This is a genomic window from Sporosarcina sp. FSL K6-1522 (genome assembly GCF_038622445.1).
Lineage (GTDB): Bacteria > Bacillota > Bacilli > Bacillales_A > Planococcaceae > Sporosarcina.
Genome location: NZ_CP152019.1, coordinates 2,838,479 through 2,862,505, shown reverse-complemented (window position 1 = coordinate 2,862,505; position 24,027 = coordinate 2,838,479). Strand labels below are relative to the sequence as shown.

Annotated in this window: 29 protein-coding genes and 1 pseudogene; 23 read left to right on the top strand and 7 right to left on the bottom strand. The window is 38.6% G+C overall.

Translation table 11 applies throughout. The features are described from left to right. Positions 1 to 131: 131 nt before the first annotated feature. The gene (locus tag MKY34_RS14080) at positions 132 to 824 is read right to left on the bottom strand and encodes an aspartate/glutamate racemase family protein (protein WP_342515267.1); all 693 of its coding nucleotides are present in this window, start codon (positions 822 to 824) and stop codon (positions 132 to 134) included. Between the two features lie 89 nt (positions 825 to 913). Next, positions 914 to 2,185 (bottom strand): LysM peptidoglycan-binding domain-containing protein, encoded by a 1,272-nt coding sequence (locus MKY34_RS14075; RefSeq protein ID WP_342511626.1) that lies wholly within the window; start codon positions 2,183 to 2,185, stop codon positions 914 to 916. Between the two features lie 204 nt (positions 2,186 to 2,389). Between MKY34_RS14075 and MKY34_RS14070 the strand changes: the two genes are divergently transcribed. The 10 genes from MKY34_RS14070 (at position 2,390) to MKY34_RS14025 (ending at position 11,156) form a co-directional block, all read left to right on the top strand. After that, on the top strand, positions 2,390 to 2,965 hold the full coding sequence (locus MKY34_RS14070; protein ID WP_342511624.1) for a redoxin domain-containing protein: 576 nt from the start codon (positions 2,390 to 2,392) through the stop codon (positions 2,963 to 2,965). Positions 2,966 to 3,525: 560 nt separating this feature from the next. Continuing rightward, entirely contained in the window at positions 3,526 to 4,080 is a 555-nt protein-coding gene (locus MKY34_RS14065; RefSeq protein ID WP_342511621.1) for a sigma-70 family RNA polymerase sigma factor, read from the top strand. Then, a complete protein-coding gene (locus MKY34_RS14060; protein ID WP_342511619.1) occupies positions 4,073 to 4,831 on the top strand; it encodes a hypothetical protein in 759 nt (252 codons plus the stop codon). Before MKY34_RS14065 ends, MKY34_RS14060 begins: the two co-directional genes overlap by 8 nt. A 1-nt stretch (position 4,832) precedes the next feature. Continuing rightward, on the top strand, positions 4,833 to 5,708 hold the full coding sequence (locus MKY34_RS14055) for an ABC transporter ATP-binding protein (protein ID WP_342511617.1): 876 nt from the start codon (positions 4,833 to 4,835) through the stop codon (positions 5,706 to 5,708). After that, positions 5,708 to 6,964, top strand: a complete 1,257-nt coding sequence (locus MKY34_RS14050) for a hypothetical protein (RefSeq protein ID WP_342511615.1) — start codon at positions 5,708 to 5,710, stop codon at positions 6,962 to 6,964. The genes MKY34_RS14055 and MKY34_RS14050 overlap by 1 nt, the downstream gene beginning before the upstream one ends. 12 nt (positions 6,965 to 6,976) lie before the next feature. Further along, on the top strand, positions 6,977 to 8,104 hold the full coding sequence (locus MKY34_RS14045; protein WP_342511613.1) for a hypothetical protein: 1,128 nt from the start codon (positions 6,977 to 6,979) through the stop codon (positions 8,102 to 8,104). A 350-nt stretch (positions 8,105 to 8,454) separates the two neighbouring features. Further along, positions 8,455 to 9,186, top strand: a complete 732-nt coding sequence (locus MKY34_RS14040; RefSeq protein ID WP_342511611.1) for a hypothetical protein — start codon at positions 8,455 to 8,457, stop codon at positions 9,184 to 9,186. 20 nt (positions 9,187 to 9,206) lie between these two features. Continuing rightward, a complete protein-coding gene (locus tag MKY34_RS14035; protein WP_342511609.1) occupies positions 9,207 to 9,707 on the top strand; it encodes a GNAT family N-acetyltransferase in 501 nt (166 codons plus the stop codon). 81 nt (positions 9,708 to 9,788) lie between these two features. Then, positions 9,789 to 10,754 (top strand): zinc-dependent alcohol dehydrogenase family protein, encoded by a 966-nt coding sequence (locus MKY34_RS14030; protein ID WP_342515266.1) that lies wholly within the window; start codon positions 9,789 to 9,791, stop codon positions 10,752 to 10,754. Between the two features lie 15 nt (positions 10,755 to 10,769). Next, a complete protein-coding gene (locus tag MKY34_RS14025) occupies positions 10,770 to 11,156 on the top strand; it encodes a hypothetical protein (protein ID WP_342511607.1) in 387 nt (128 codons plus the stop codon). 107 nt (positions 11,157 to 11,263) lie between these two features. Here MKY34_RS14025 and MKY34_RS14020 read toward each other — a convergent pair whose 3' ends face one another. Further along, on the bottom strand, positions 11,264 to 12,412 hold the full coding sequence (locus MKY34_RS14020; protein ID WP_342511605.1) for a tyrosine-type recombinase/integrase: 1,149 nt from the start codon (positions 12,410 to 12,412) through the stop codon (positions 11,264 to 11,266). Between the two features lie 447 nt (positions 12,413 to 12,859). Here MKY34_RS14020 and MKY34_RS14015 point away from each other — a divergent pair, with 447 nt between their 5' ends. The 4 genes from MKY34_RS14015 (at position 12,860) to yhfH (MKY34_RS14000) (ending at position 14,538) form a co-directional block, all read left to right on the top strand. Beyond that, entirely contained in the window at positions 12,860 to 13,843 is a 984-nt protein-coding gene (locus tag MKY34_RS14015) for a helix-turn-helix domain-containing protein (RefSeq protein WP_342511603.1), read from the top strand. 240 nt (positions 13,844 to 14,083) lie between these two features. Beyond that, a complete protein-coding gene (yhfH, locus tag MKY34_RS14010; protein WP_342511601.1) occupies positions 14,084 to 14,203 on the top strand; it encodes a protein YhfH in 120 nt (39 codons plus the stop codon). 50 nt (positions 14,204 to 14,253) lie between these two features. Further along, entirely contained in the window at positions 14,254 to 14,373 is a 120-nt protein-coding gene (locus tag MKY34_RS14005) for a YhfH family protein (RefSeq protein WP_342511599.1), read from the top strand. 45 nt (positions 14,374 to 14,418) lie between these two features. Beyond that, entirely contained in the window at positions 14,419 to 14,538 is a 120-nt protein-coding gene (gene yhfH, locus MKY34_RS14000; RefSeq protein ID WP_342511597.1) for a protein YhfH, read from the top strand. Between the two features lie 120 nt (positions 14,539 to 14,658). Here yhfH (MKY34_RS14000) and MKY34_RS13995 read toward each other — a convergent pair whose 3' ends face one another. Together MKY34_RS13995 and MKY34_RS13990 are read right to left on the bottom strand one after the other, a co-directional pair. After that, a complete protein-coding gene (locus tag MKY34_RS13995) occupies positions 14,659 to 15,189 on the bottom strand; it encodes a GNAT family protein (RefSeq protein WP_342511595.1) in 531 nt (176 codons plus the stop codon). 333 nt (positions 15,190 to 15,522) lie between these two features. Continuing rightward, positions 15,523 to 15,972 (bottom strand): GNAT family N-acetyltransferase, encoded by a 450-nt coding sequence (locus MKY34_RS13990; protein ID WP_342511592.1) that lies wholly within the window; start codon positions 15,970 to 15,972, stop codon positions 15,523 to 15,525. A gap of 100 nt (positions 15,973 to 16,072) precedes the next feature. On the opposite strand from MKY34_RS13990, the gene MKY34_RS13985 reads away from it, so the two are divergent. From MKY34_RS13985 to MKY34_RS13975, 3 genes are all read left to right on the top strand, one after another. Next, positions 16,073 to 16,900 (top strand): MerR family transcriptional regulator, encoded by an 828-nt coding sequence (locus tag MKY34_RS13985; protein WP_342511589.1) that lies wholly within the window; start codon positions 16,073 to 16,075, stop codon positions 16,898 to 16,900. A gap of 61 nt (positions 16,901 to 16,961) precedes the next feature. After that, positions 16,962 to 17,108, top strand: a complete 147-nt coding sequence (locus tag MKY34_RS13980) for a hypothetical protein (RefSeq protein WP_342511587.1) — start codon at positions 16,962 to 16,964, stop codon at positions 17,106 to 17,108. Between the two features lie 81 nt (positions 17,109 to 17,189). Beyond that, a complete protein-coding gene (locus MKY34_RS13975) occupies positions 17,190 to 17,657 on the top strand; it encodes a hypothetical protein (RefSeq protein ID WP_342511585.1) in 468 nt (155 codons plus the stop codon). A 520-nt stretch (positions 17,658 to 18,177) separates the two neighbouring features. Here MKY34_RS13975 and MKY34_RS13970 read toward each other — a convergent pair. Both MKY34_RS13970 and MKY34_RS13965 read right to left on the bottom strand, forming a co-directional pair. Next, on the bottom strand, positions 18,178 to 19,062 hold the full coding sequence (locus tag MKY34_RS13970; RefSeq protein ID WP_342511583.1) for a DUF3307 domain-containing protein: 885 nt from the start codon (positions 19,060 to 19,062) through the stop codon (positions 18,178 to 18,180). A gap of 17 nt (positions 19,063 to 19,079) precedes the next feature. After that, positions 19,080 to 19,865: a hypothetical protein gene (locus MKY34_RS13965; RefSeq protein WP_342511581.1), complete on the bottom strand. Its 786-nt coding sequence runs from the start codon at positions 19,863 to 19,865 to the stop codon at positions 19,080 to 19,082. Between the two features lie 257 nt (positions 19,866 to 20,122). On the opposite strand from MKY34_RS13965, the pseudogene MKY34_RS13960 reads away from it, so the two are divergent. The 6 genes and pseudogenes from MKY34_RS13960 to MKY34_RS13935 all read left to right on the top strand — a co-directional run. Further along, positions 20,123 to 20,409 (top strand): annotated as a pseudogene (locus MKY34_RS13960) (GNAT family N-acetyltransferase); the annotation flags it as partial. Positions 20,410 to 20,626: 217 nt separating this feature from the next. Further along, positions 20,627 to 21,052 carry a hypothetical protein gene (locus MKY34_RS13955; RefSeq protein ID WP_342511580.1) on the top strand — a complete coding sequence of 142 codons (426 nt, stop codon included), beginning with the start codon at positions 20,627 to 20,629 and terminating at the stop codon, positions 21,050 to 21,052. 290 nt (positions 21,053 to 21,342) lie between these two features. Then, on the top strand, positions 21,343 to 21,465 hold the full coding sequence (locus tag MKY34_RS13950) for a hypothetical protein (RefSeq protein WP_342511577.1): 123 nt from the start codon (positions 21,343 to 21,345) through the stop codon (positions 21,463 to 21,465). Positions 21,466 to 21,874: 409 nt separating this feature from the next. Continuing rightward, positions 21,875 to 22,564, top strand: a complete 690-nt coding sequence (locus MKY34_RS13945; RefSeq protein WP_342511575.1) for a hypothetical protein — start codon at positions 21,875 to 21,877, stop codon at positions 22,562 to 22,564. Between the two features lie 31 nt (positions 22,565 to 22,595). Then, positions 22,596 to 22,970: an rRNA methyltransferase gene (locus MKY34_RS13940; protein WP_342511573.1), complete on the top strand. Its 375-nt coding sequence runs from the start codon at positions 22,596 to 22,598 to the stop codon at positions 22,968 to 22,970. A gap of 668 nt (positions 22,971 to 23,638) precedes the next feature. Continuing rightward, a complete protein-coding gene (locus MKY34_RS13935; RefSeq protein WP_342511571.1) occupies positions 23,639 to 23,908 on the top strand; it encodes a Fic family protein in 270 nt (89 codons plus the stop codon). Positions 23,909 to 24,027 lie beyond the last annotated feature (119 nt).

Here is a 24,027-nt window from a genome sequence, read left to right as displayed (position 1 = left end):
GAAGCTGGGCTTTTGAATTTGGATTTTATTCTCGATATCACTCCATATTTGGCCACGGCTAAGTATGCATTATGCTAAAACTAATCATCCCTTGAGTGTAACGTCCCTGAGAATGGTTACGCAGTTCTAGATCATTCTGTCAAAGCTCGATTAACCGCCTCAACAGCATGGATAACCGTTGTATCGAACAATGGAACTGCTGAATCTTCTTGCTCGATCAATAAGCCGATTTCGGTACAGCCTAATATGATGCCTTCAGCACCTTCATCCACTAGTCTTTGAATAACTTTTTTGTAGTATTCCTTAGAGTCTTGCTGAATATTACCTAAACATAATTCTTCAAAGATTACTTGATTGACAACTTCTCGGTCCTCTTGACTGGGAATTAACACATTAATGCCCCTAGAGGCAATGCGTGATTTATAAAAATCTTGTTCCATCGTATATTTGGTTCCAAGTAATCCAACCGTCTGGATTTCTGCTTGTTGAATTTGCGTAGCTGTTGCATCTGCGATATGTAAAATGGGCAAAGTGACTCGCTCTTCGATGTATCCAATCACTTTATGCATCGTATTGGTGCAAAGGACAATCATTTCAGCGCCCGCCTTTTCCAAAGACCACGCTGCATCCCCAAGCACTACACCAGCGCGTTCCCAATCGCCTGCTATCTGATAACGTTCAATTTCCTCGAAATCTACGCTATATAAAAGACATTTGGCTGAATGCAATCCGCCCAATTTATTTTTTACTTCTTCATTCACAATTCGATAATAGGTTGCCGATGATTCCCAGCTCATTCCACCAATAAGACCAATCGTTTTTATGACAATCTCCTCCAAATAAAAATAGAATGTGTAGTTCGATGATTCAATTTATAGTAGTATACATTTGAATGACTGTACCGACAATAGTTTTACACAATTTTCCGAATGGTAAAGTTGTCTTCTAACAATAACCAGTTTTGTGGGAATGGATAGCCAAGTACCCAATAACTTATGCCACGCAAGTGATAGTCTTTTACCATCGTAAACTTGGCTTGGGCACTGCGAGCATCTTCAAACCATACTTCGTGCTGACGCCCTTGTGCATCTGTATAGCGATAGAAAGGGGATTGAGCGATTGGATCATACTGGATCACCGCTCCGTATTGAATAGCCCGGCGTATGGCTTCCTGTTGACTAAAGGTCTCTGCCTCCTGTCCTTGAACATGGGGAAGAAGCCAGTCACGTGCGTAAATTTGAAAACCAAAGAAAATCTTATCTCTTGGAATAACGGTTACAGCGTAATCGAGCACACGTTTTATCTCATTTAGCGGCGAAATGGCTTGTGGTGGACCGAATCGATAGCCCCATTCATAGGTCATCAACACCACAAAGTCTACAATCTTCCCTTGTGCCTCATAGTCATGCGCTTCATACAATAGCCCTTGTTGTTCACTACTTACTTTAGGCGCGAGGGCGCTTGAAACAAAATAGCCTTCAGGATGCAATCGATCAACCGCTCGTTGCAAAAACTGATTATAGTTTTCTCGGTCAGCGGGTAGCACATTTTCAAAGTCAACATTAATTCCTCGATAGCCTTTTTCTTTCATAACCTTTATGATATTCGTTAATAATTGATCCTGAATATCTGTACTTGCTAGGATATTATGAGCCAATTGCGACCCCGTTTCTGTGGAACTAAAGTTCGTGATACAAAGCACAGGTACAATCTTTTCAGCCGCGGCAGCTTGTAGCATCGTTGTGTCGTCGACGGGAGTCAGCCCACCATCTTCTTGTATGCTATAAGCGAAAGGCATCCAATACGTTAAGTATTGCCCGACTTCCTGAATTTCTCTTGCACCCGTTTCTCCAGTGTTAATGGTATACGCATTGACATCGATAACCGGCTTCTGAACAGGGATGGTCAAACGCATACCAACTGCAATCATATCTGGATCTTGTAGTTGATTGGCTTGTGTGATTGCTTGAATCGTCGTCCCGTAACGTTGCGCAATTTCTGATAGGTTCTCACCGGGTTGAACAATGTGGATCCCGGAAGCTGTTGGAACAACAAGGGCCATCCCTGGTACTAATCGATTTGGGTTTTCCAACTTGTTTGCTGTAACAATTTGCGTCACGGTGACGCCATATCGCTGGGCGATTAACCATAAGGTTTCTCCAGGATGTGTCACATGAATTTGCATAAACTTCGCTCCTTCTATTGTCATCTCTTTCAGCGTATTCGAGAAAGGAGCGCGATAGTATGGAATAGAGAGAGATTATTCATATTTAAGTTTACATAATATTATTATTTCCTTATATTCTAATTTGAATTGGAATATAAGGAAGAGATTATGTAGACTGGATGTAGTGAATTTGGTACAAGCGTTTAGGATGGAGGGATATCGGTGATTAGAAAAACGGTTGGGCTCAGTGTAGCAGCTTTCTTAATTGGCACGATGATTGTTCTTATGGTGAAATCGAATAGTGAACAGAAATCAACAGATAGTCTGCCAGCCATCAATTCTGCTTCCTTAGTGGAAGTGCCGGGATTAGGCATTGGAGACACGCCACCTGATTTTGAGTTAACAACTACTTCAGGAGAGGTAATCAAGTTATCTGATTTAAAAGGAACAAAAGTGATAGTAAACTTTTGGACGTCCTGGTGTACGTGGTGTGAGGTGGAAATGCCTTTTATGCAGAAGTACTATAAAGAATATAAGGAATCAGCGAATGTTGAAATTATCGCAGTGAATTTGACAGCGGCAGAGCGTAAAGGATTGAAGGGGGTTCAGCACTTTATCGATGCCTATGGGTTAACATTTCCGATTCCACTTGATATAGATGGCAATGTGGAGAAAGCCTACCGAATTATGGCGTATCCAACCACTTACATGCTTGGAACAGATGGCAAGATTGGCCAACAAATTATTGGACCGATGGATGAAGCAACGATGAAGGATCTTGTTGAAGGACTTAACTAACTTTATCCCCACTGGGTATCTGAATTATCAAACATTATTTTCCGGGAAATGATTCATAAATAGTCTTATAGGATACATCATGTTTAACCGTCTATTTCCCACAAAATAAACTACATCTCCCCAGCAATCTTTTTACTAAACCAACATCTACTAAAGGAAGAAGGAAAATCGTACTTTAGGGGTGATGGACGATGGCGAAAAGAAACCGTGGAAAAGTATTGCATAAGCTTCCATCGAATGGGCGGGGCAGTTGCCCACTATGCAACCGAACCGGAGTCAAATTATTGTACAACGTTAAAACGGATACTCGTACAACTATTCAGGTATGTAAACATTGTAGACAGAAATAAGCGAAAGATAATAATATTATGTAAAGTAATTTGTTGAATAATAACCAACTACTGTACACTGCTTGTCACGGGCAGTGTATTTTTTATGGCTATAATGACGAGAATAAGAGACTTTGAAAAAATTCTTCAACTTATTTCAAACTATTTTCAGCTAACTTACGAATATATACATAGAGCAATAAAGAACATCAGGGAAGCATGTGGTGAACTATGGAAAATGATAAGCGTTGGATACGCCAAATAAAGAAAAATGGTAGTGAAGAGGCGGCAAATCAGCTTGTTGCGAAATATTACAAGGAAATCTATGTCTTTATGTACAAGCAGACACTTCATCAAGAGTTATCACTGGATCTTACGCAGGAGATTTTTATCAGTGTCTTAAAGTCGATTCAGAGTTATGACAGTAAAAAAGCATCATTTCGGACGTGGTTGTACAAGTTAGCATCGAATCGGCTCATCGATTATTTCCGATCGAAAGGCTATAAAGATACACAGCTTGTCCAGCCCATTGAAGATTATGATTTTGAAGACGACTATGATATGACAATCTCACTAGAGTACAAAGACGATGTGGAAAGAGCAACAACACTTATTAATGAACTGGATGCCAGTTCACAGCAAATCGTCCGCCTTAAATTATTCGGGGACTACACGTTTCAGGAAATCGCGGACATCGAAGCAATTCCACAATCAACGGTGAAAACGAAATACTATGGGGCATTGAAAAAAATCCGAAAAGGAATGGAGACGATGCATGATGACTAAAGAGAAATTTCAAATCCCAATGCCAGATGAACGTACAATTCAATTGGAAATTGACAAAATTGTCGCTGCAGGTGTTCAGCGAAAAGAATCGTTCCCATCCTATTTAAAGTCGATGGTGCAGCAAGTTGGCCTCAAGCACTTGTTTGCAGATCGGCTAGAGCTCATGTATGTCATCTGTATAGCGCTTATGGCATACGTGATGATATTCCTACTAGCTGTACCTGAACGATTGGATGTACAGGAGCTATACGGATTGATCTTTCTGCTGTCACCGATTCTATTTGTGAGTTTTTCAGCCTTCACCTATGTCAATAAAGTGAGGAATGCCACTTTTGAAGTTGAGATGTCCTGTAAATATAATGTCTATCAAATCATTGCATTCAGGATGTTGGTATTTAGCGCGATTTCCATTATCGTCAATTCAATCATCATTGCTCTGCTCATTTTTTGGTATGAAGATATTCAATTTATACGGGCGTTTATGATTTCCATTACGTCGCTGTTCATATTTTCCATCCTTTTTTTATACGGCATGATGAAGCGTCGTTCAACAGTTGGCGCAGTGAGCATTTTCTTTGGCTGGATTGCTGGAAATCTGCTATTACGTTTCTCGAACTATATGATATATACCCATATGCTTGTCACACTACCACTATTTATTTATGGGATTGTCCTTGTTGGTACCCTCTACAGCTATTTAAAATATCTCGAAAAATTAATGCACTTTAAACAAACGGAAGGAGCGTTTTAAGATGATTATCGTTAAAGATATTAGCAAGCAATATGGGGAGTTTACTGCACTCCAAAATATCAATTTGGAGTTCACAAATGGACTATATGGGCTACTTGCCCCGAATGGTGCGGGTAAAACAACTTTGATCAAGATGTTGGCGACATTGATTTCGCCAAGCAAAGGAGAAATTCTCTATAACGGAAAAAATATCGTTGCGATGGATGAGGAATATCGTTCGTTGCTAGGCTATTTACCACAGCAGTTTGGCTACTATAAAAATTACTCGCCGAAGCAATATTTACTTTATTTAGCTGCGTTAAAGGGCATTGGGAAAAAAGAAGCTTTGCTGAAGATTGATGATTTATTGGTAAAAGTAGCATTGAGTGAAGTGGCTACTAAAAAAATGAAGAAATTTTCAGGAGGGATGATTCAACGTGTCGGTATTGCACAGTCACTGTTAAATGATCCAAAAATCCTCATTTTGGACGAGCCCACAGCAGGGCTTGATCCTAAAGAACGTGCACGCTTTCGCCATTTACTCACAGAGCTGGCAAGAGAACGACTGGTCATTGTCTCCACACATATCGTGTCAGATGTTGAAACGATTGCGAATGAAATTATTATGATTAAAAACCAACGGCTACTCTATAAAGATTCCGTTGAATCAATTTGTGCAACACTAGATGGGCGTGTCTTTGAAACGACGATTCCTTATGAGCAGCTAGAAATGTATCGAAAACAGTATGTGTTGCTATCGGAGAAGCAGCATCAAGGCTCCATGGTGATCCGTTTCATCCATAAGGGAGAAGCCGAGTCGAACTGGTTATCACTTGCTCCACAGCTAGAAGATGTTTTTCTCTATGAATACCGAGATGATATGCAGGCGGAAGGGTGATGGGCATGCGCATCGTCGGGCATGAATGCAAAAAGGCGTTGACGTCGCCTATTCTTATCGGGCTGCTCCTACTATTTACGGCCTTTAACATTTTTATAATTGTCGGCGGTTCTCATTTCAAAGACGAACTAAAGGTTGCCAATCAATTAGTCGAAAAATATGGCAGGTATATTACGGATGGGTCGTTGCAACAATTTGAGAAGGACCTGCAAGCTGACCTTGCACAATTAGAAGAACTAACAGGACAACAATCCAACAGTGTCTATGATTTTATTGAACAATTGCCGTATGAAGAGCGTGAGCTATATAGCAGAGATGATTGGCAGTTCATCGAACAATTGCAACTAAAGGAAATGTACTTTGGCATGGCAAATGACATCGACAAGAACTATGCGGATATTGATTTAAAACAAGTTGCGGCAAGCGATATAGCGAGATATGGCCTAAGCGGCAACGCAGAGAAGATACTTCTACGAGAATACGATAAGTTTTCACAGCGTTTTGAGGAAATGAAACACAATGGGGAACATAAAGAATGGTTTTTTGCGGGGAAAGCTTACTTCATGCACAGTTTTCTGTTTAAAACCGTATTCTTACACATTGCCATAGAAGCATTGATCCTCATTATCCTGTCAACCGCACTGATTACGAATTATGAATTTGAAAACAGAACGCATCTTGTTACATACGGCACGACGAGAGGCAGACGCCTGATGAAGGATAAGCTTGGGGCTTCGGTTATGACGGCGGCATTGCTAACAACTTTTTTACTAGTTGTCACATTGAGCACCTATTTCACTATTTTCGATTATACCCATCTATGGGGGAGCGCCATCAGTAGCGCTTTCAATTGGGAGTATAATTTCCCGAATGTAGCATGGTGGGACTTATCAGTCGGCCTATTTATCGTTGGTGTGATTGTCATTGTTTACATCGCTATGTTGTTATTTTCAGGGTTAACCTTTACATTAACGATATTTGTTAAAAATAGCTATATCGCGGCTATTAGTATGGCTACCTTTTTCATCCTGGCCTGGCTGATACCTAGCTTCATGCCGACATCTTCTAGTTTACTATTTATCACAAGTTATAATTTATCAGTGCTTGTCATGAATATTCCCACATCGTTCATGGGAAGCAGTGGTCTCGTCATGTTTAAAAACTTTGAATGGATGACAATTGTCTACTGGACGATGATCACGATTGTATGTTGTGTTTTTTCATTGAAATGGTTCAACAAAGAGGATATTCAGTAAGGGGAGAAAGCGATGCGGATTTTATGGAATGAACTAAAGAAAATCTTGACGTGGAAAATATTGCTGTTACTTGTTTTGGTCAATAGTGTGCTCTACTTTTTTCTGATACAGTTTCATATCGAGTACTTTCCTAACGGTAGGCCAGCACTCGATTCCTACAATATAGGCATTGAAATGATTGAGAAATATGGGACGCAGATGGATGAGGAAGAATTTCTTGATTTCAAAATAGTATATGATGCGCAAGTCAGGGAAGCCGATCAATACTTACAGTCTAGGCAAGAGTTTGTACTAGCAGAATTTGATACGTATGAAAAATTTATCAATTATGATCGAGACAATAAAGAACTGAGTGCGCTTCATAGTAAGTTGATGTTTGAGGAAAAGGAAGTCAATACGTTTTGGGAGCTTCAAGAAAGGGGACGTATTATTGAATTTTATGAATGGAAAGAAGACCTGCCATATGCTAACGCCAAGCAAAAACAGCGTGTGGAAGAATTAATTGCCGCAAAAAAATATGGTGTCTATCCGGAAGTAGTCATGATGAATTTCAAAGATTTCATTGGCAATGTGGCCATCACAGTTCTTTTTAGTGTTGTAATAGTCATTTCACCAATGATTTTACGGGATCGTTCGCGGCAAGTACTTGCTTTGCAATACACAGCGAAAATAGGCAGAAGCCTCTATAAGACGAAAATCTTGGCTAGTCTAATTTCGGCGTTCATTGTGATGACGGCCTTGCTTACCATCTATTTTGGTATCTATTCATCTAATAAAACGTCTATGTATTTTGGAGTGTCGATTAACACTTTTATCGCTAATGAATCATGGTATGATCCGACGTTCTTTCAATATATCTTGTTCTGTGTTGCTATGATTTACGTAATCGGTTTTGTATTTAGTTTATTAGCGATGTCGTTTTCAAGCATTGTACCTAATAGTATGGCTTTAATCGGCATCCAAATTCCATTTATTGTTGGAATGATCCTCTTGATGGCGGGACCATTAATGCGTTATATCATCGCTATTGGCTATCCACAGTGGCTGGCTCCAACGGGATATGGTGTGATGGCGGCCGGTAGTTTCCTCTTTATCATCGTTCTTTGGGCAAGAGAGAAAAAGCGGGATATTTTATTATAAGCAAGTTTTATAGTAATCAAATGAAACAAAAGCACTTCACCAGAGGCTAGGTGAGGTGCTTTTCTACGTTTACAGGTTTTCTATTTTTATACTTATAACAATAGTGTAGTCTGAACATTTAAATAATATGTATATAACAAAAATACTTATAACCTCGCTAGTGCATATAAAAATACAATATGCTCGCCTCATAATTTTCCATAATCCATTATCCTTACCCGTTCTTTTATTCAAGTAAGGACAAACAATAACTTCAAAAAGAAAAAGGATATGGAATCGAACGTTTTTATTGCCATATGTACAAACGAGGTATATGATTATTTTAAATATTACGTCTAAGGGGTGGCGATATGAAGATACCTTCGTTTCAGCAAGCCGTCGGTTTTAGTGTCGGCGATGCACTCTCTTTATTTTTGTTACGGACGATTACCGTTCAAGCGAATTACCCAAGAGCCCTCTATGAACAATTCAATGTAGAGTTCCCAGGAAGATCGGTTTCCTATGAGTATGTGGCGCGTACTGCCAATACACTAGAAACAGATGGTTTTCTATTCTCGCAAACAGATGGTCGCAAGAAAATCTTTCATATTTCTGAACAGGGTAGGGCACGTCTACAAGAGTACGAGCGGATTTATGCACTCCGTTTTGATGAAGTGTCGCTAGTCATTGATCGATTTTATTATTTTCTTACGAAAAACGGTCTTCCACCACAAGTTGAGGTGGAGCCCTTACACGAAGACTTTCGCCCGTTCATCTCCAAATTATTGTCTGTCAAAGATGTCGTTCGTTTTGTCGCACTACGACTGAGTTTAACGCGAGACTCTTTCTATATGGCCGAGGTTCAAGACCAATTAAATAGTTTGTTTGGCTGGGCTCCTTCTAATGGCTACTTATATAATATCGCACACGAAATGGAAGAAACCGATTTGTTGATAGGGTACTGGCCAGATGAAAGAAGAACCGTCCGCACATTGTATAAAACGGATAACAGTGAACAATTCTATCAAGTTGTCGCAGCCTCCTTAACCGAGAGAATCACACAGGTTCGGAAGTATTTACACTATATTATTAAGACGGTGTAGCATTTGAAAGGAGTATTTCCATGCAAATCAGACGCTTAACCTCATTGGATGCGGAAGCCTATCTTAGGCTCCGACTGGCAGGCTTGAAAAATACCCCCGAAGCATTTGGTTCAAGTTATTCAGAAGAAAAAGATGATCCGATTGAAAAATATAGACAGCGATTTCAATCAAATGATTCGCTTACATTAGGTGCTTTTAACGATTCGCAGCTTGTTGGAGTTGTTACGTTAGTGAAAGAACGATTAATAAAGTTACGACACCGCACAACGATCGTAGCGATGTATGTTTCGCCTGAGCAACGTGGATTAAGAATTGGGAAATCGCTAATGTTAGAAGCAATTGCCGCAGCAAATGGGATAGAAGGTATAGAACAAGTTTATTTAACAGTCGTCACTACAAATATACCTGCCAAAAAATTATATAGTTCTTTAGGTTTTGAAGTATTTGGTCTGGAAAAGCGGGCTTTAAAGGTGGATAACACTTATTTTGATGAAGAACATATGGTTTTATTTCTAAAATAATCGTTCGCTTTCTAGTGAGTGGTCTTGGATTATGGGGGGAACAATTCATTGGCTAAATATATTACATTTCATGAATTCGGAATGCCTGAGGATGTGTTAAAAGTTGAGAATAAAATCATTCTTCCCCCTATGGAAGGCGAAGTCCTTGTAAAAATGAAGATGCGTCCCATTAATCCTTCTGATTTAATCCCTATTAAGGGATCGTATGCACATCGGATTTCTTTACCCGGGATTCCTGGTTATGAAGGTGTTGGAATTGTAGAAGATGTAGGGCCAGGCGTTTCACAAGCACTTTTAGGGCGACGGGTGCTGCCGCTGCGTGGGGAAGGCACTTGGCAAGAGCACGTAACAGTATCAGCTGATTTTGCTGTTGCTGTCCCAAAGACAATCGATGATTATACAGCAGCACAACTCTATATCAATCCGTTAACCGCATGGGTTATCTGTACCGAAGAATTAAAGCTGAAACGGGGCGATACATTACTCGTCAATGCATGTGGATCTGCGATTGGCCGGATTTTTGCACAGTTAGCAAAAATTCTCGGGTTTCGCTTGATTGCTGTGACACGAAATCATACATATACAGAGCAGTTACTGCAACTCGGAGCCACGCATGTCATTAATACTTCAGAAACTCCATTGCATCAAGCTATTATGAAGTTAACCAATGGCTATGGGGCAACGGCTGCCATCGATTCGATTGGCGGTTCAGCAGGTACGGCGTTAGCATTTTGTGTTCGGACGAATGGGATTTTGATCACAATTGGGCTTTTGTCGGGTGAAGCTATCAATTGGGCAGATATTTCAAATCAGGCAAATGTTCATGTGAAATTATTTCATCTACGTCATTGGAATCAACGTGTTTCAGTGGAGACATGGCAAAAAACTTTTCATACTATCATCCAATTGATTCTCGATGAAAAATTGCAATTGATGGAACCTGGATTGCAGTTCGATTTAACGGATGTAAAGGAAGCTGTTCGGATAGCTAATCTTTCAAAGGGAAATGATGGGAAAGTTTTTTTGACTAATGGATTGATTAAATAGACGGAGGGAATGACAATGAGGATTCAATCTATAAATGCAACGATAGGCTATGTCAAACCGCTACATAATGAAGAGGCAAAAGAGCAAAACCTTTCACATTTACTGTTGGACAAAGAAGACATAAAGAACAATAAAGCTAGATTTGAAATACGAAACGAAGGGGGATATATACGTAAATATGTTGTAAAAGCCAATGGAGATAAAATTCTAATTATGGAAACCAAGCAAACAAAAGCGCAAGCAGGTATGCAGTCGAATGAAACAGGCGATTTAATCGACATTACGCATGATATGCTAATGAAACAACTTGAAAAGTCATCTAATCCTTTGCAACAAGAGAAAAGGACGATGGCAGCATGGGAGAAAGATAGTGGAATTTCAAAATATAAAATGGGCATCTAAAACGGTAGACTGGAAGTTAGCAAGCAACACAAAACCTAATCATTCGATTCAAGCAAAAAGGTAGTACCTACGTCATTCCAACGGCGTAGATACTACCTTTTTCATCCCTAAATATACTCCCCAAACCCCTCTGATTTCCACGAATGAATCGCATGACGCTCTTTCTCGAAAACTTTCTCCAGGTAAATCATTGTCGTTTCAATTTTCTCATGACCGAGCGAGCGCATGATGTCGTAAATATCTACGCCATTCAGCTTGGAAATAATCGCAAAAGCATGGCGAAAGACGTGAGGTGTGATTTTCATTGTTTGATTGGATAGCTTTAGCTGCCCTAAGTTCGTAATCTCTTTTTTTACGTATTGTGATAAATACGAAGGAGAATAGGCACGCCCTGTATTCGTCGTAAAGAGTGGAGCTTCTAATAATGCTTGCTCAATCGGCAACAGCCCTCGTGCTTGGCGAAACTGCCGAATGCTCTGGACAACTTTCTCTTTCAACGGCACATGCCGCCTCTTATTACCTTTCCCTAATACATCTAAATAATAGCCACCTTGAATCGCATCTATCTTCAAATCTTTCACTTGCAACGTACAAAACTCCTCATTCCGAATACCCGTCGTTGTCAGGACATGAATAATCGCAAACATAATCGGTTGCTGCATGTCACGGAACGTATTCAGTAGCGTAACAACATCAATCGGCCCTAAATCACGATTAGGGCGGTCATCTTTGCGAACCGAGGCAATTCGCAGCCCTTCATGAATCGGCTGTTCAATATAGCCGACCTTATGCAAAAAGGCAAAGAAAGCTTTGAGAATCGTCGTTTTTCGTTCAAGTGTAGCGGGTGAGTACGCCCCGTTTCGAATCACATGCGGACTGTCGGTCGCTAACCACTCCTGATACCTTCTCAAATGACGCGATTGAAGGGATTTAAATAGAGAACCTTCTATTATATAGGCAACATCTACGTCAATGTCCGTACTATACGTAAAAAGCTGTTCAATGAACAGCACAAGCTCACGTTCATACTCCCGAACAGTCCTCGCTGTACGCTCATTCTCTTGGTTCAAATGACGGCGTTCATAAAGAAACCATTTCATCATATCTGGATCCGTAAAATCATGAAAAGCATCCTGTCCATTTTTTTCCGCCTCATCCAAACGTTTTTGGAGAATTGGCAATCCTTCCGTTTTTCGTAATTCATTTTGCAAATCGATTATTTCAAATTTATTGTGTTCCATTATCGGGAATGTCAATTTAGCATCATCCTTTTAATAAATTCTTATTATGATAAACGCAACTCTTTTTTATACAATTGAATTCCATAGTCATGCAATTATTTTCATTCTATACATCCATTTTATCATAGTTTTGATAGAACATAAAAAAACAATCCATTTGTTTATGTATAGTCTATTACGAAATGTAATAGATTCTATTCTTATATGCATTTAATAAGCTATTCAATTTTATATAGCGTTATTCAATATAATAAGATTCATTTTTAGATGCTCACCAATGTATATTTTATTGATTGTTATTTATGATATAATTAGTAATCAATAAATAACTATTAGAAAAATAGATAGTTAACACTTTATATAAATTTCATATTACATTGAGAAAATCTATATTTTATTAAATTTATTTTCAAATATCAACACCTATACTATTATTCATTTTTAAAAATAGGAGTGATTTCATTGAACGATTGGTACACAAGACAAGAAGTTGCGGAACTGCTCGGTATTTCAAAAGCTACCGTCTACCATTACGCCAAACAAAAGAAAATTATCAAAATCGACGATCCACATCGTCTTATACGGGAAGCGAGGTATCAAAAGGAAGAAGTTGATATGCTTGCAGAGGAACGAAAACGCCATCAGCCAACAGGGTTACGACCTTCTGAACTGGCAAAGCAATTGAATGTGGCGACACAACGTATTTACGCTTTAATTCGAGAGACCGATTTACCTGTCGATGAACTGCCTGTCGGGGATGAACGCACCATCTATTCCATTCCAGCTGAAACTGCTGAATGGATTCGCCAAGAAATCGAACGAACCACATCCTCCCGGGGCACACGCATGGAGTTTTATGACGCTAAATTTGATATCGCGATTTATCAACGTTTTCGCACACAGCAAGGCCAGGATATGCGCGTCGTGCGAAACAGCAACCAAGAGTGGGGGTTCTATTTACCGTCACAGACATGGATTCCTTTTGCAGATGGGATGAGTATCTTTCAATACGAAGCAGCTTATCCAATCCATCAACCCAATCACAGTGTAAGGGGTTACACAGACTTTTCATTACCCAAAGATGCACATGACACATTTGAGTTTCTCGATTTTGTATACCATGTGTGGGGAATTGAAAATATTCGCATTCGCGAGCAAGATTCACATATCGATTTATCAATCAAGAGCGGGAGCGTCACAATACCAATACCGATTCCTGAAGCGCTTACAGAGGGAGTTATCAAGAAATATCTTGTATTAGGCGACATCATGATGAGCGAGGGACAGTGGACACTCGTTAGCGGCTATAGACGAACAACGTTTGATTTGCCAAACCATCTACTTGATGAACTGCAGGGGATTGCTAAGAAAAAAAGCCTATCAATGAGTGAATATCTGGAGGTAGCTCTGAGAGAAAAGCTGGAAAGGGAAGAAAGTATAGACTAAAAATACAAAACGGCATAGACGAATGATACAGATCTATGTCGTTTTTCTATTTCTCATCATTTCTAAACTACGAATTCAGAATGTTACGTTATTTCGTCACTCTATAATGCATTTCATCCTGAAATAAACCTTTTCATCCGATTTCGGCAACAATAACGACTATCTGTTATATAGTAGTTATTAAGAAGTTCATCTGTTACTAAACAGTATTGAACTTACAGCAAAAAGGAGATGAAGATTATGGAACAGACAACGAATCATATGGAAAAGCATTGTACGGAATGCGGAAACAAAATCATCGAGAAACACGAGTCAGCACTATACGAATGTGAGCGTTGCATCGGTAAACACGAACACTGAGCACCACCGCAATAAATGAAAGATACTATTAAAAATTGGAGGCGATTGATATGGAACAGATTAAACAGCAGACAGAAAAGCATTGCATGGAGTGCGGAAACCAAATCATTGAAAAGCATGAATCAGCATTATATGAATGCGAACGTTGTATTGGCAGGCATGAGCACTGAGTACTGACAGTAACATACCACAACAAAAATTGGAGGCGTTTACTTATGGAAGCGATCAAACACTATACGGAGAAATATTGCACAGAATGTGGCAAACAAATCATTGAGAAGCATGAGTCAGCACTGTATGAATGTGAGCGTTGCATTGGTAAGCATGAACACTGAGTAGAATCTCTATTTCCTAGATAACAGAGGAGATAGAGATTCTTTTTTTGCTGTTTAATTGTATGACTTACAATAAACAAGCAAAAAACCTATACTTTCAGTAAGTATAGGCCGGTAAAATCAATCAGTCCTTAATTTTGAATAGATATTGAGGTCATGAAACTGTCCATTCACTCGTTCAGCTTGCCTCAATGTCCCCTCGAATATAAAGTTTAACTTCTGTAAAACCTTTATCGAATTCACGTTTTCAGGATGTACTTTTGCTTCTATTCTATTTAACGCTAATGTTGTAAATGCATGCTCTACCAAAGAATTGATAGCTTCTGCAGCATATCCTTTGCCCCAAAATACTTTCGCAAGATCATAACCAATTTCAGCTTTTGCATGTTCGAAATCTAAGGAGTTGTACCCGCAAGAACCGATAATTTTAGTCGATTCTACTTCAATGATACTAAAACGGATAGCTTCGTTAGCTCGTGCGAGTCCATCTAGTAATTCAATCATCTCTATTGCTTGTCTTTCATTTGTAAAGTTACTGACATTCATAAATTTAGTAACATCAGGGTCAGACCAAATGTGAAACAAACTAGACGCATCCGTCGCTTTCATTTTACGTAAATATAATCTTTTTGTGTGTAATTCTGTCATCAATACTTTTCCCTCCATTGTTTTTTTGTAGTTGGGTGAAAGATATTGATATCTACGCATAGTTCAGTCCCTTCCGAATAAAATACAGTTTGATTATACAACCAAAAAATAGAGATCACAAGCCGTTGTTACATTTAAATATCCTACAAGGAGACTATTTAATTCATTATGTTATAACTTTCTAACATGTTTTAAATAGAATGAGCGGGGTGGAATGATTGATTATTATGATATAGAGATATTTTCACTTAGTGTAAATAGACAATCAAAATCAAGATTCATGTCAATAAAAAAGTGCTCAGTCCATTAATCGGTCGAGCACTTTTTTAGCATTACCTATATATTTTTCACCATAACTTTCTCATTATTCACGTCAAACTCGCCATTAAACTGAAATCCGAATTTTTGATACAAGTAAATGGCGGAATGGTTGTCCTCATAAATACTCAAATAGATCTTTGGACACGAATATTTTTCCACCAACTTGTCAATTAATGCTTGCAACATCATTTTTCCAAAGCCCATGCCTTGATAGTTAGCGTCAATCAGAAAGCGATCTAACCATACACGACTCTGTTCTTGTTCGTCTGGAAAACGTCCATACATCGCAAAGCCGACTAACTTGTTGTCTACATAAAGGCCAACAGGTTTATAATAAGCGCATTCCTTAGCTTCCTCTAAACATTGCTCTGTTGTTTCGATAAAATTCGTTTGTGATTCAGCCACACTTAACCTTAAAATTTCCTCTTCGTTGTCTTGCGTCACGTCATGAATGGTAATACCCATGACTATCAAATCCCTTCTATTTTGTACCGATTGAGTTTTGTAATGGTACAATTACATCCTAAAGTATACGGTTACCGTATAGTCAAGGAGGATCTCTCAAATGAGCCAAACGCTGCATAAATATTTTACAACCGGTGAATTCGCCAAGCTATGTCATGTAAAAAAGCAAACATTATTCCATTACGATGAAATCGGGCTACTTTCCCCTGAAGTTACCAACGACAAAGGGTATCGATACTATTCATATCATCAGTTTGATGTTTTTTCCGTTATTCAGCTATTAAAAGAAGTTGGCATGCCATTAAAGGACATTAAACTATTTTTAAAAAATAAAACCCCGGGAGAACTTATTGAACTTTTGAAGAATAAATCACAAGAAATCGATATAAAAATTAATCATTTAAACAGTATCCAAAAAATTATTCAGACAAAGATTGAGTTAACAGAGCGTGCGTTGTCCATCGATGATTCGCAAATTACCTTACAAGAACTAGAGGAGGAACGGCTATTTCTTAGCAGTTCCATTTTGGATTGTTCGGATAAGGGGTTCCTTAAATCGGTTTCTACATTTATCGAATTTATCAAAGATAATCAGCTGGACCTAGGTTATCCAATTGGAGCTATAGTCAGTAAAGAGCAAGTCAAACAGGGGGACTACGAAAACTATTCTTATCTCTATACGAGGATGGAACAACAAGCTCCGCAGATTGCCTGTTATGTAAAACCAAAAGGCTTGTATGTGGTGGCTTACCATAAAGGAAGCGAGGAATTGATTCATGAAACGTTTGAAAAAATGCTGGATTTTATCCATCGTCATAATTTAAAGCTTGCCGATTATACGTATGAGGAATATGTATTGGATGAAATATCGGTGAGCAGCAATGAAGAGTATGTCACGGAGATTATGATACATGTCGAACGGCTGTGAATGATTCAGTAACTTTTATCAGAAGTGCTCGTCAAACCAGTTAAAGGGGGAAATGCATACTATGAAAAGACATCTAGTCTTAGTTATATTCATTTGCTTAATTTTGGTAGGTTGTGATGCAAAGGATAATGTGGTTAAAGGTCAAGCTGATTATAAAGGCATTATTACTGAGGTCGATATTGAGGGAAAGCGGATGTCGGTGGAATGATCCAGACAAGGGACTTATTTGGCTCTCATGGCCGGTTCAAGGAGACAGCACCATCTATGAAGTCGGACAAGAGGTTATCGTGTGGATAGAGGGTGGCGTCTTGGAATCATCGCCTGCACAGGCAAAGCATTACATATTGAAATTCTAGAGGCAGAGGAGCCCCCATTGCATGCATTCAAATTTAGCAATCATGCGTTTCCGCCTAGTCTAGCTGGATTTGTTGAAATTGATGGCACTCGCTACGAAATGGCAAAAGGCGGCTTTAGGTGGACCAAAGGAAGCAAAACGGCTACAACAGATACCGCAGGCTCAACACAAATTGCAGAAGACTTTGAAGCAATTGTCATAGAAGCGGACAGCAAAGCTAAAATTGTGATTGACCAAAGCCCTAACCTAAGCGTTTATACATGGAATGGTGAGCAGGAGGGTGTTGCTGAAGATGAGGCGCAGATCTCATTACCAGCCACAAGCGGCCGTACAATCTATGAAGTCGTTGCGAAATGGACAAACGGCGAAGCTTCGTATACATTCGTTGTCGATGTAAAATAAATGCTTGCTATAGCCATTCAATGCTAACCCATTGAATGGTTTTCTTTATTTTAAAAAAGAAATTTGTTTTCCACGGAACTTTTAATCGACTTCAAAACTCTAATTGCTAAAGAGACAGATAGAAAAGGGAGACTGGCGTTTGTGACGACTACGATTTTACTGAAAATGATCAAAAAGCAAGATATGAATGCCCTATTGGATTGTTATATAGAGGCCTTATCGCACTTAGACAACTAATTGAAAGGGGCGGAACGATGAATTGTAAGGCCTGTCAAGAACAGCTGGTAGAGTTATGTAGATGGGATGCTAGATACGACGGCAAGGCAAGACATTGAACAACATATCGCTGACTGTGAAAGCTGTGCACAATTTTTATTCACCTTCCTGATGTTTGCTTTGTCGTGGTCGATTAATCCGAAGCCGTAAATGGAAGAACAATTTATTTCATCAAAATGAGAAGTTGCCTGGGGGAGTGGTAAGCAACTTCTCATTTTGTTAAGAGGTGTTGCTTTCGACTTACCTACATGATGATCTTTTTTGCCAATAAACCAAGCACTAATCCTAACAATATGGAAGCTAAAGTTCCCAATAAGAAGTATTCAGCCCAATTACGATCATCTAATTGTTTGAAACGCGCAATCGACTTTGCCGCAATAATGAAAGCAATCGATGGATAAGCACCTACAATCGTTAATGAAATTACTAGTAATCTTTCTACGTAGCCAATTAACTTTCCACGTGAAGGTAGGGGATTGGAATAGGTAAGGTAATGGTATTGCTCAGTGAAATGACTATCAATCTTAGACGGATGACTAGATTTTTCTTCCGTTAATTGATTATTAAGCGTAAATTTCCCTTCGAAATTTGCGAATTCTGAAGGTAGCGAGCCTACCAATAAATTTATAATGTGACCACTCACACTTGTAGCCAAAATAAAAAGAATGACAATAAAAAGAAATGTATTGAGCACGCCTAAACTGCCGATTTCATTTTCCTCACTGAGCAATTGTAGTAATCGGGTCACTATCTTTGGTGCGGTCATATGAAAGAAAATCATACAGGTAATAAGCAACATCGTAATATGTAATAGCTGATCTACTAGGAAAAACCATAACTTTTTTAAACTGTTACTGTCTTTTGCTTTGATGGTGTCCAACAGCTTTATTTTCAATATATCAATCACTAGATGCGACATGACAATAAAGGCTAAGGGGAATAGGAGATAGCTGAATATATTCGTAAAGTGATGAGAATAGCCCCAGATGATTACAAGTATTAGACCAGTTGTTAGTAGATGGTGGAGCATATGCTTCTTTAAATTCTTCATCTTGTTTTTCACCATGGCATCCGTTTGTAGCCAAAAGTCAGCTACTAAATGTGCAAGGAGTAGCAATAAGACTATCATCTTTTCTCCCTCCATTTCTAATCAATTGAAAAATACTCATGAAGATTAGCGCTCACACTTCGCTTGATATTCTGTTGCAGTTGATTGTTGATGACTTGTTGAGCATGTTCGCTTTCTGGTTGCAAGGAATTCAATACTTTGACAACATCATTAAATGCACTTGTAATAGATTCATAATTCCCTTTTTTTAAATGGCTTGAAATAGTGGATGCAGACCGACCAAGACAATGACTTATTCTATTTTGTTGGTCAAGGACAAGTAACAAAGAACAGACAAGTGACTGAATAGCTGTTTGTTCATTTATTTGATCTTGTTGTAATTTTAAAATCATATTTAATAAGATCTCAAATTGACTTCTAAAGGGGTGATAGCCTTCAGAGGAGCTTACATGTAAAAAATCAGTTAACTCAAAATTAAATTGGTCCCTTTTTTGCTTTTGTTGTTTGAGCGTATCGTTGGCATATCTCGCTTGCTTCATGAAAGGATGAATCCAAGTCTCGATATCGAGAGCATTGATGTCTTCTTGAAGTTCACCAAAAGAGAGGCCAAAATAGGGTTTATGGTCTTTGAATGCCCATATTTGACTAATGTAAAAGGCGAGTGTGTAAGCTGTTGCATAGCCACTACTGACGACCACAATCTCATCACCAGAACGATGGACGACTTGAGTCGTTGTGGTATCCTTCGTCCAGTCAGCTATTCTTTTTTCTACACGATGAAGATACTTACTTAGTTCACCGCCAATGTCTCCTTTAGAAGAATTGCTTACATCCATAATAAAAACAGAAACTGGGTAAGTCATATAAATCTCCTCTCAACTGATTTGTAGTAAATGGCTGGTTAATTCGCACATTGATTTGTCTACTTAAACGAATATAACACCACTTCGTCTATATAGTCAAACTCCATTGGAATTTCACTGTCTAGACGAAGTTAGACAGCACTCATTGAGCTAAAGGTGACATAAGAACGGCAAGTGCTTAAGAGGGTTAGTAATTGGTACGTTAGACGATGCCAAGAACGCTTCTGGGCGAGTGATATGAAATTGATAACAAATCAAATGGGAGACTGGTCAGCTACGCAGGTGTGGTGCGCAAGACTATTAAACACGAAGGACTGACATTCAACATAGCTGGACTTAGTTGTGTTGCCACTAATCCCGATTATCTTGGCCAATCGCACCTGATGTAAAGCTCATTGGCAGTCATGAAGAAGGTGCTTTATCCAGCAAATCTTTACAAGTCGCAGTCTTGATGCGCCCATTTTCAACGAAAGCTCGCGCTTATGTATCAATGTTACGCCATGCAACCATCAACCTTGACCTTCCAGTTAGCCAGTTCCTATAACATTTTATCAGCGATCATTGCGATGAATTACGAGTTAGTAGGATGGAAAACTCCACATACACTTTGATGTCGCAGTCTGTGCGAATGAAGAATTACGAGTATTAATCAAAAAACCACGTTTTTCACCGCCAGAAAATGTATTGATACGCAACTTATCTATAAAAGGTGACGTCATAGTTCGTAATCGCTTTAGACTGTAAAGAAAGGAAGAACCTAGTTGAAATTTATTAAAGTGCTTTTGGGGACAATCATCACTATCGCTATTGCAGCGTTTTTAGTTTATCATTTCGGTACCAAATTCATCGCAGACCAAGTCATGGATCAAGTGGCGGTAGAGCTCAATGATAGTGGTAAACTTGAAAATATTAAACAAGAGATCAAGAATAATCCGCAATTACAGGCATTTATTGAAGAAGGAAAAAATGTAGACAGCAGCACGTTACCGTTTGAAACGAAAGAGCAAGCTGTGAAGGTCTTAATTAAGAAATTCAATATTAGTGAACTGCAAGAACTTCAATCCAAAGCGCAAAGTGGCCTCACGGCGGAAGAAAAACAGCAATTACTTAGCGACATCGAAGGTAAATTAACAGAAGAGGAATTGCTAGCGCTGAAGGTACTGGCTTATAAGGAACTAGCCAATTAATACAAAAACAGGCTAATAGTAAATATGAACACTGAGTAAAATCTCTATTTCCTAGCTAACATGGGGAAATAGAGATTTTTGATTTCAAAAAGAAGGCATAGCAGGCTGTTCACGAGCATACAATGATTTTGCATGTTTTCCCCTATAGGAAGGGAAAGACAGCACTCTAGCGACCGGAGAAGGGAGGATTACTACGATCTACGTAGTTGTATGAATAGATCTACTTGAAAATGATCATTGACGTCTATGAAAAATGTTAAGCTTGCTTAATTAACCGGGAGGCAATCTATATGTGGATTATTACTCTTTACCTGGAAGTACGAATTAGGATGTTTGAATTCGAGTCGGAAAAAGAAGCAAAAGAGGTCTATAAAAATATGAAAGGGAACAAATACCTTTCTTATATTGCTTAACTTAACGATTCATGTATAAAACCTCCTTATAATACATTAGGTTACCGTACGTATGCAATCGCTATACTAAAAAAACAGCAGTTCAAACTGAGTGTTTAGTTTGAACTGCTGTTTTTTATCAATAAACGAAAAATTTTATAGCATTTATAGTGATTAATCACCATTATCATAGTTAAAGTGCTATTTTTCCGCACAGGGAACAAGTGTTCCTTTGAAGGAAATACACTTTATTAATTTCTGTAATAATAAAGTGGGCTTTAGAAGTAAAACAATCGATTTTCCCATCTTTTTGTTTATAAACTCTCTATATGGGTATATATTACACTAGAAAGAACATTTGTTCCTCACAGGGATTTTCCGCACTTTTTACCTTAAAACAGAAAAATTTCAACGGAAGGAAGAGAAAGTGATGCCAAGAAATTCTGGCATCACGGATGAAGATATCATTCGCCTTTATAAAAGTGGTATACCTTATAAGAAGATGGAACCCGTCATCGGCATAGCTGAGCAAGCAATTCGTATTGTGCTCTATAAACACAAAATACCGATGAATAGAGAACAATACTCGGGTCAGCCAAGAAAAAACAAGGTCAATGAAGACTTCTTTAAAATATGGACACATGAAACGGCCTGGGTGCTTGGGGTATTTGTGACAGATGGCCATGTTAACAAACAAATTAATAGCATTTACTTTTCTCAAAAAGATGAGCGTATCCTTCAAGTAATCGCAAAGTACATGGGGGCAGACTATGTGCTTGCGCCGACAGGTCCAACAAAATTGACACTTACATTAATCATTAATTCTAGGGGAGTGATTGATGGCGATGGCTGGGTACAAAAAACAGGCTATGTCATGAATATTACAACAGGAAGCCATGATTTTGCTGAAGGGCTTTTGTCAACCTTTCAATCATGGCAATTGCGTTCTGAAATTACAACCACAATAAGTCCAACTAAGCAACATGTTTACCGTGTTTGGGTAAAAGGGAAATATGAACTTCCAAAACTCGCAAAAATTATATATAATGATGCAACAACTGATAATTTTAATCTATCCAAAAGACAACGTATGTCACAACGGATAGATGATCATCAGTAAACTAGCATAGTTAGATAGGAGTGTTTTAGCTTTGTGGAAGCTTGTAGATGGAAGATTGGTTCAAACAACGGACACAGCAAGAACCAATTTCGTCACTAATATCAGTCAATCAATATTGGAAGAGCTTAGATCCGTTGCGAGAGAAAATGATACACATGTTAACTATTTAATTGAAAGCGGATTACAGTCTTTATTGTCCGAAAATCAAATCTCATACAATAAGGATACCCGGCCAAAAGATCGAATTGCATTCAATACTAGCTGCGATAAAGAACTGCTTAATGAGGTTAAGCAATTTGCCAAAGCACATAAGTTATTTCTAAACGATGTGATTGAATACAGCATTCGGTTCATAGATATTCAAACTGCCAAGAAATCGAGTCATAGATACAGGATAGAGCTATGACTTTATCACTTTATAGAACTACATGGTCATAATATATATTACCGGTAGTTATGTTTCGTTGAATAAGTATACTTGAAACAGTGAGACGAAACGGCTTTTTTCGTTTTTAAAGTGCTTTCATCATACATTTCTACTTTTAATGCAATGCTTATCATAATGAGGATTTTTATTTTCCATCCAACGCTTTTTGTTTGATTAATTATGCTGCTTTTCAAATCGACGTATCTCATTCCCAATGAACTATGTCCAACGTGCGATTCTTTATTTACCAGCTTTACCAGCTCTCTAACTATTCTATATAACATGACGCTGATTTACAGTACCATTGCTAACAACTTTTTCTGTCGATTCGATTGAATTCCATTGCAACAAATCCATATATCCATATCCTTTATATTAGATTCTCCTGAATTTAACCGTGTATTAGGTTTGACGAACTTTTCCGAGATTGAGCAAGCTGAAGCCTTTACTTTTTCAATTCGTGCAACGCAAATTGAAAAAGGTGCATACAAATTCTCCGCTTTTTCACTAGCGGAGTTTGTTAAGCTTCACCACCATCTATTTCAAGCCCTCTACCCTTTCGCGGGACAATTCCGGGATGTGCTGTTAATGAAAGGCAACACGCGCTTCTGTCAAGTGCAACACATGGATGAATACGCTTCACTGAATTGGTCAATGAACCTGACTGGGACTCCCTTGAGCATGCTGCGAAAAGCTTGGCTTATTTCAAAGCCGAATTGAATATGTTACATCCATTTCGTGAAGGTAACGGGCGCACAACACGTATTTTTCTACAAGCCTTTGCAAAGTCAAAACAATTCTTTTGGGCATACGATAAAATGGATCGCGATGAATATATGCAGGCGATGATTCGTTCTATAACGAGTGAAGAGTTACTCGAGCAACTTTTCTTAAATACGTTAACATTCATAGCATAAATACCAACGAACTTTCTAACTTAGAAAGTTCGTTTTTGCTTTTATCATCAACAACGCCCTTCCCTTTACACTTAATTGACGATACGGGAATGGATAATTGGATGATAAATAGTCTAAGT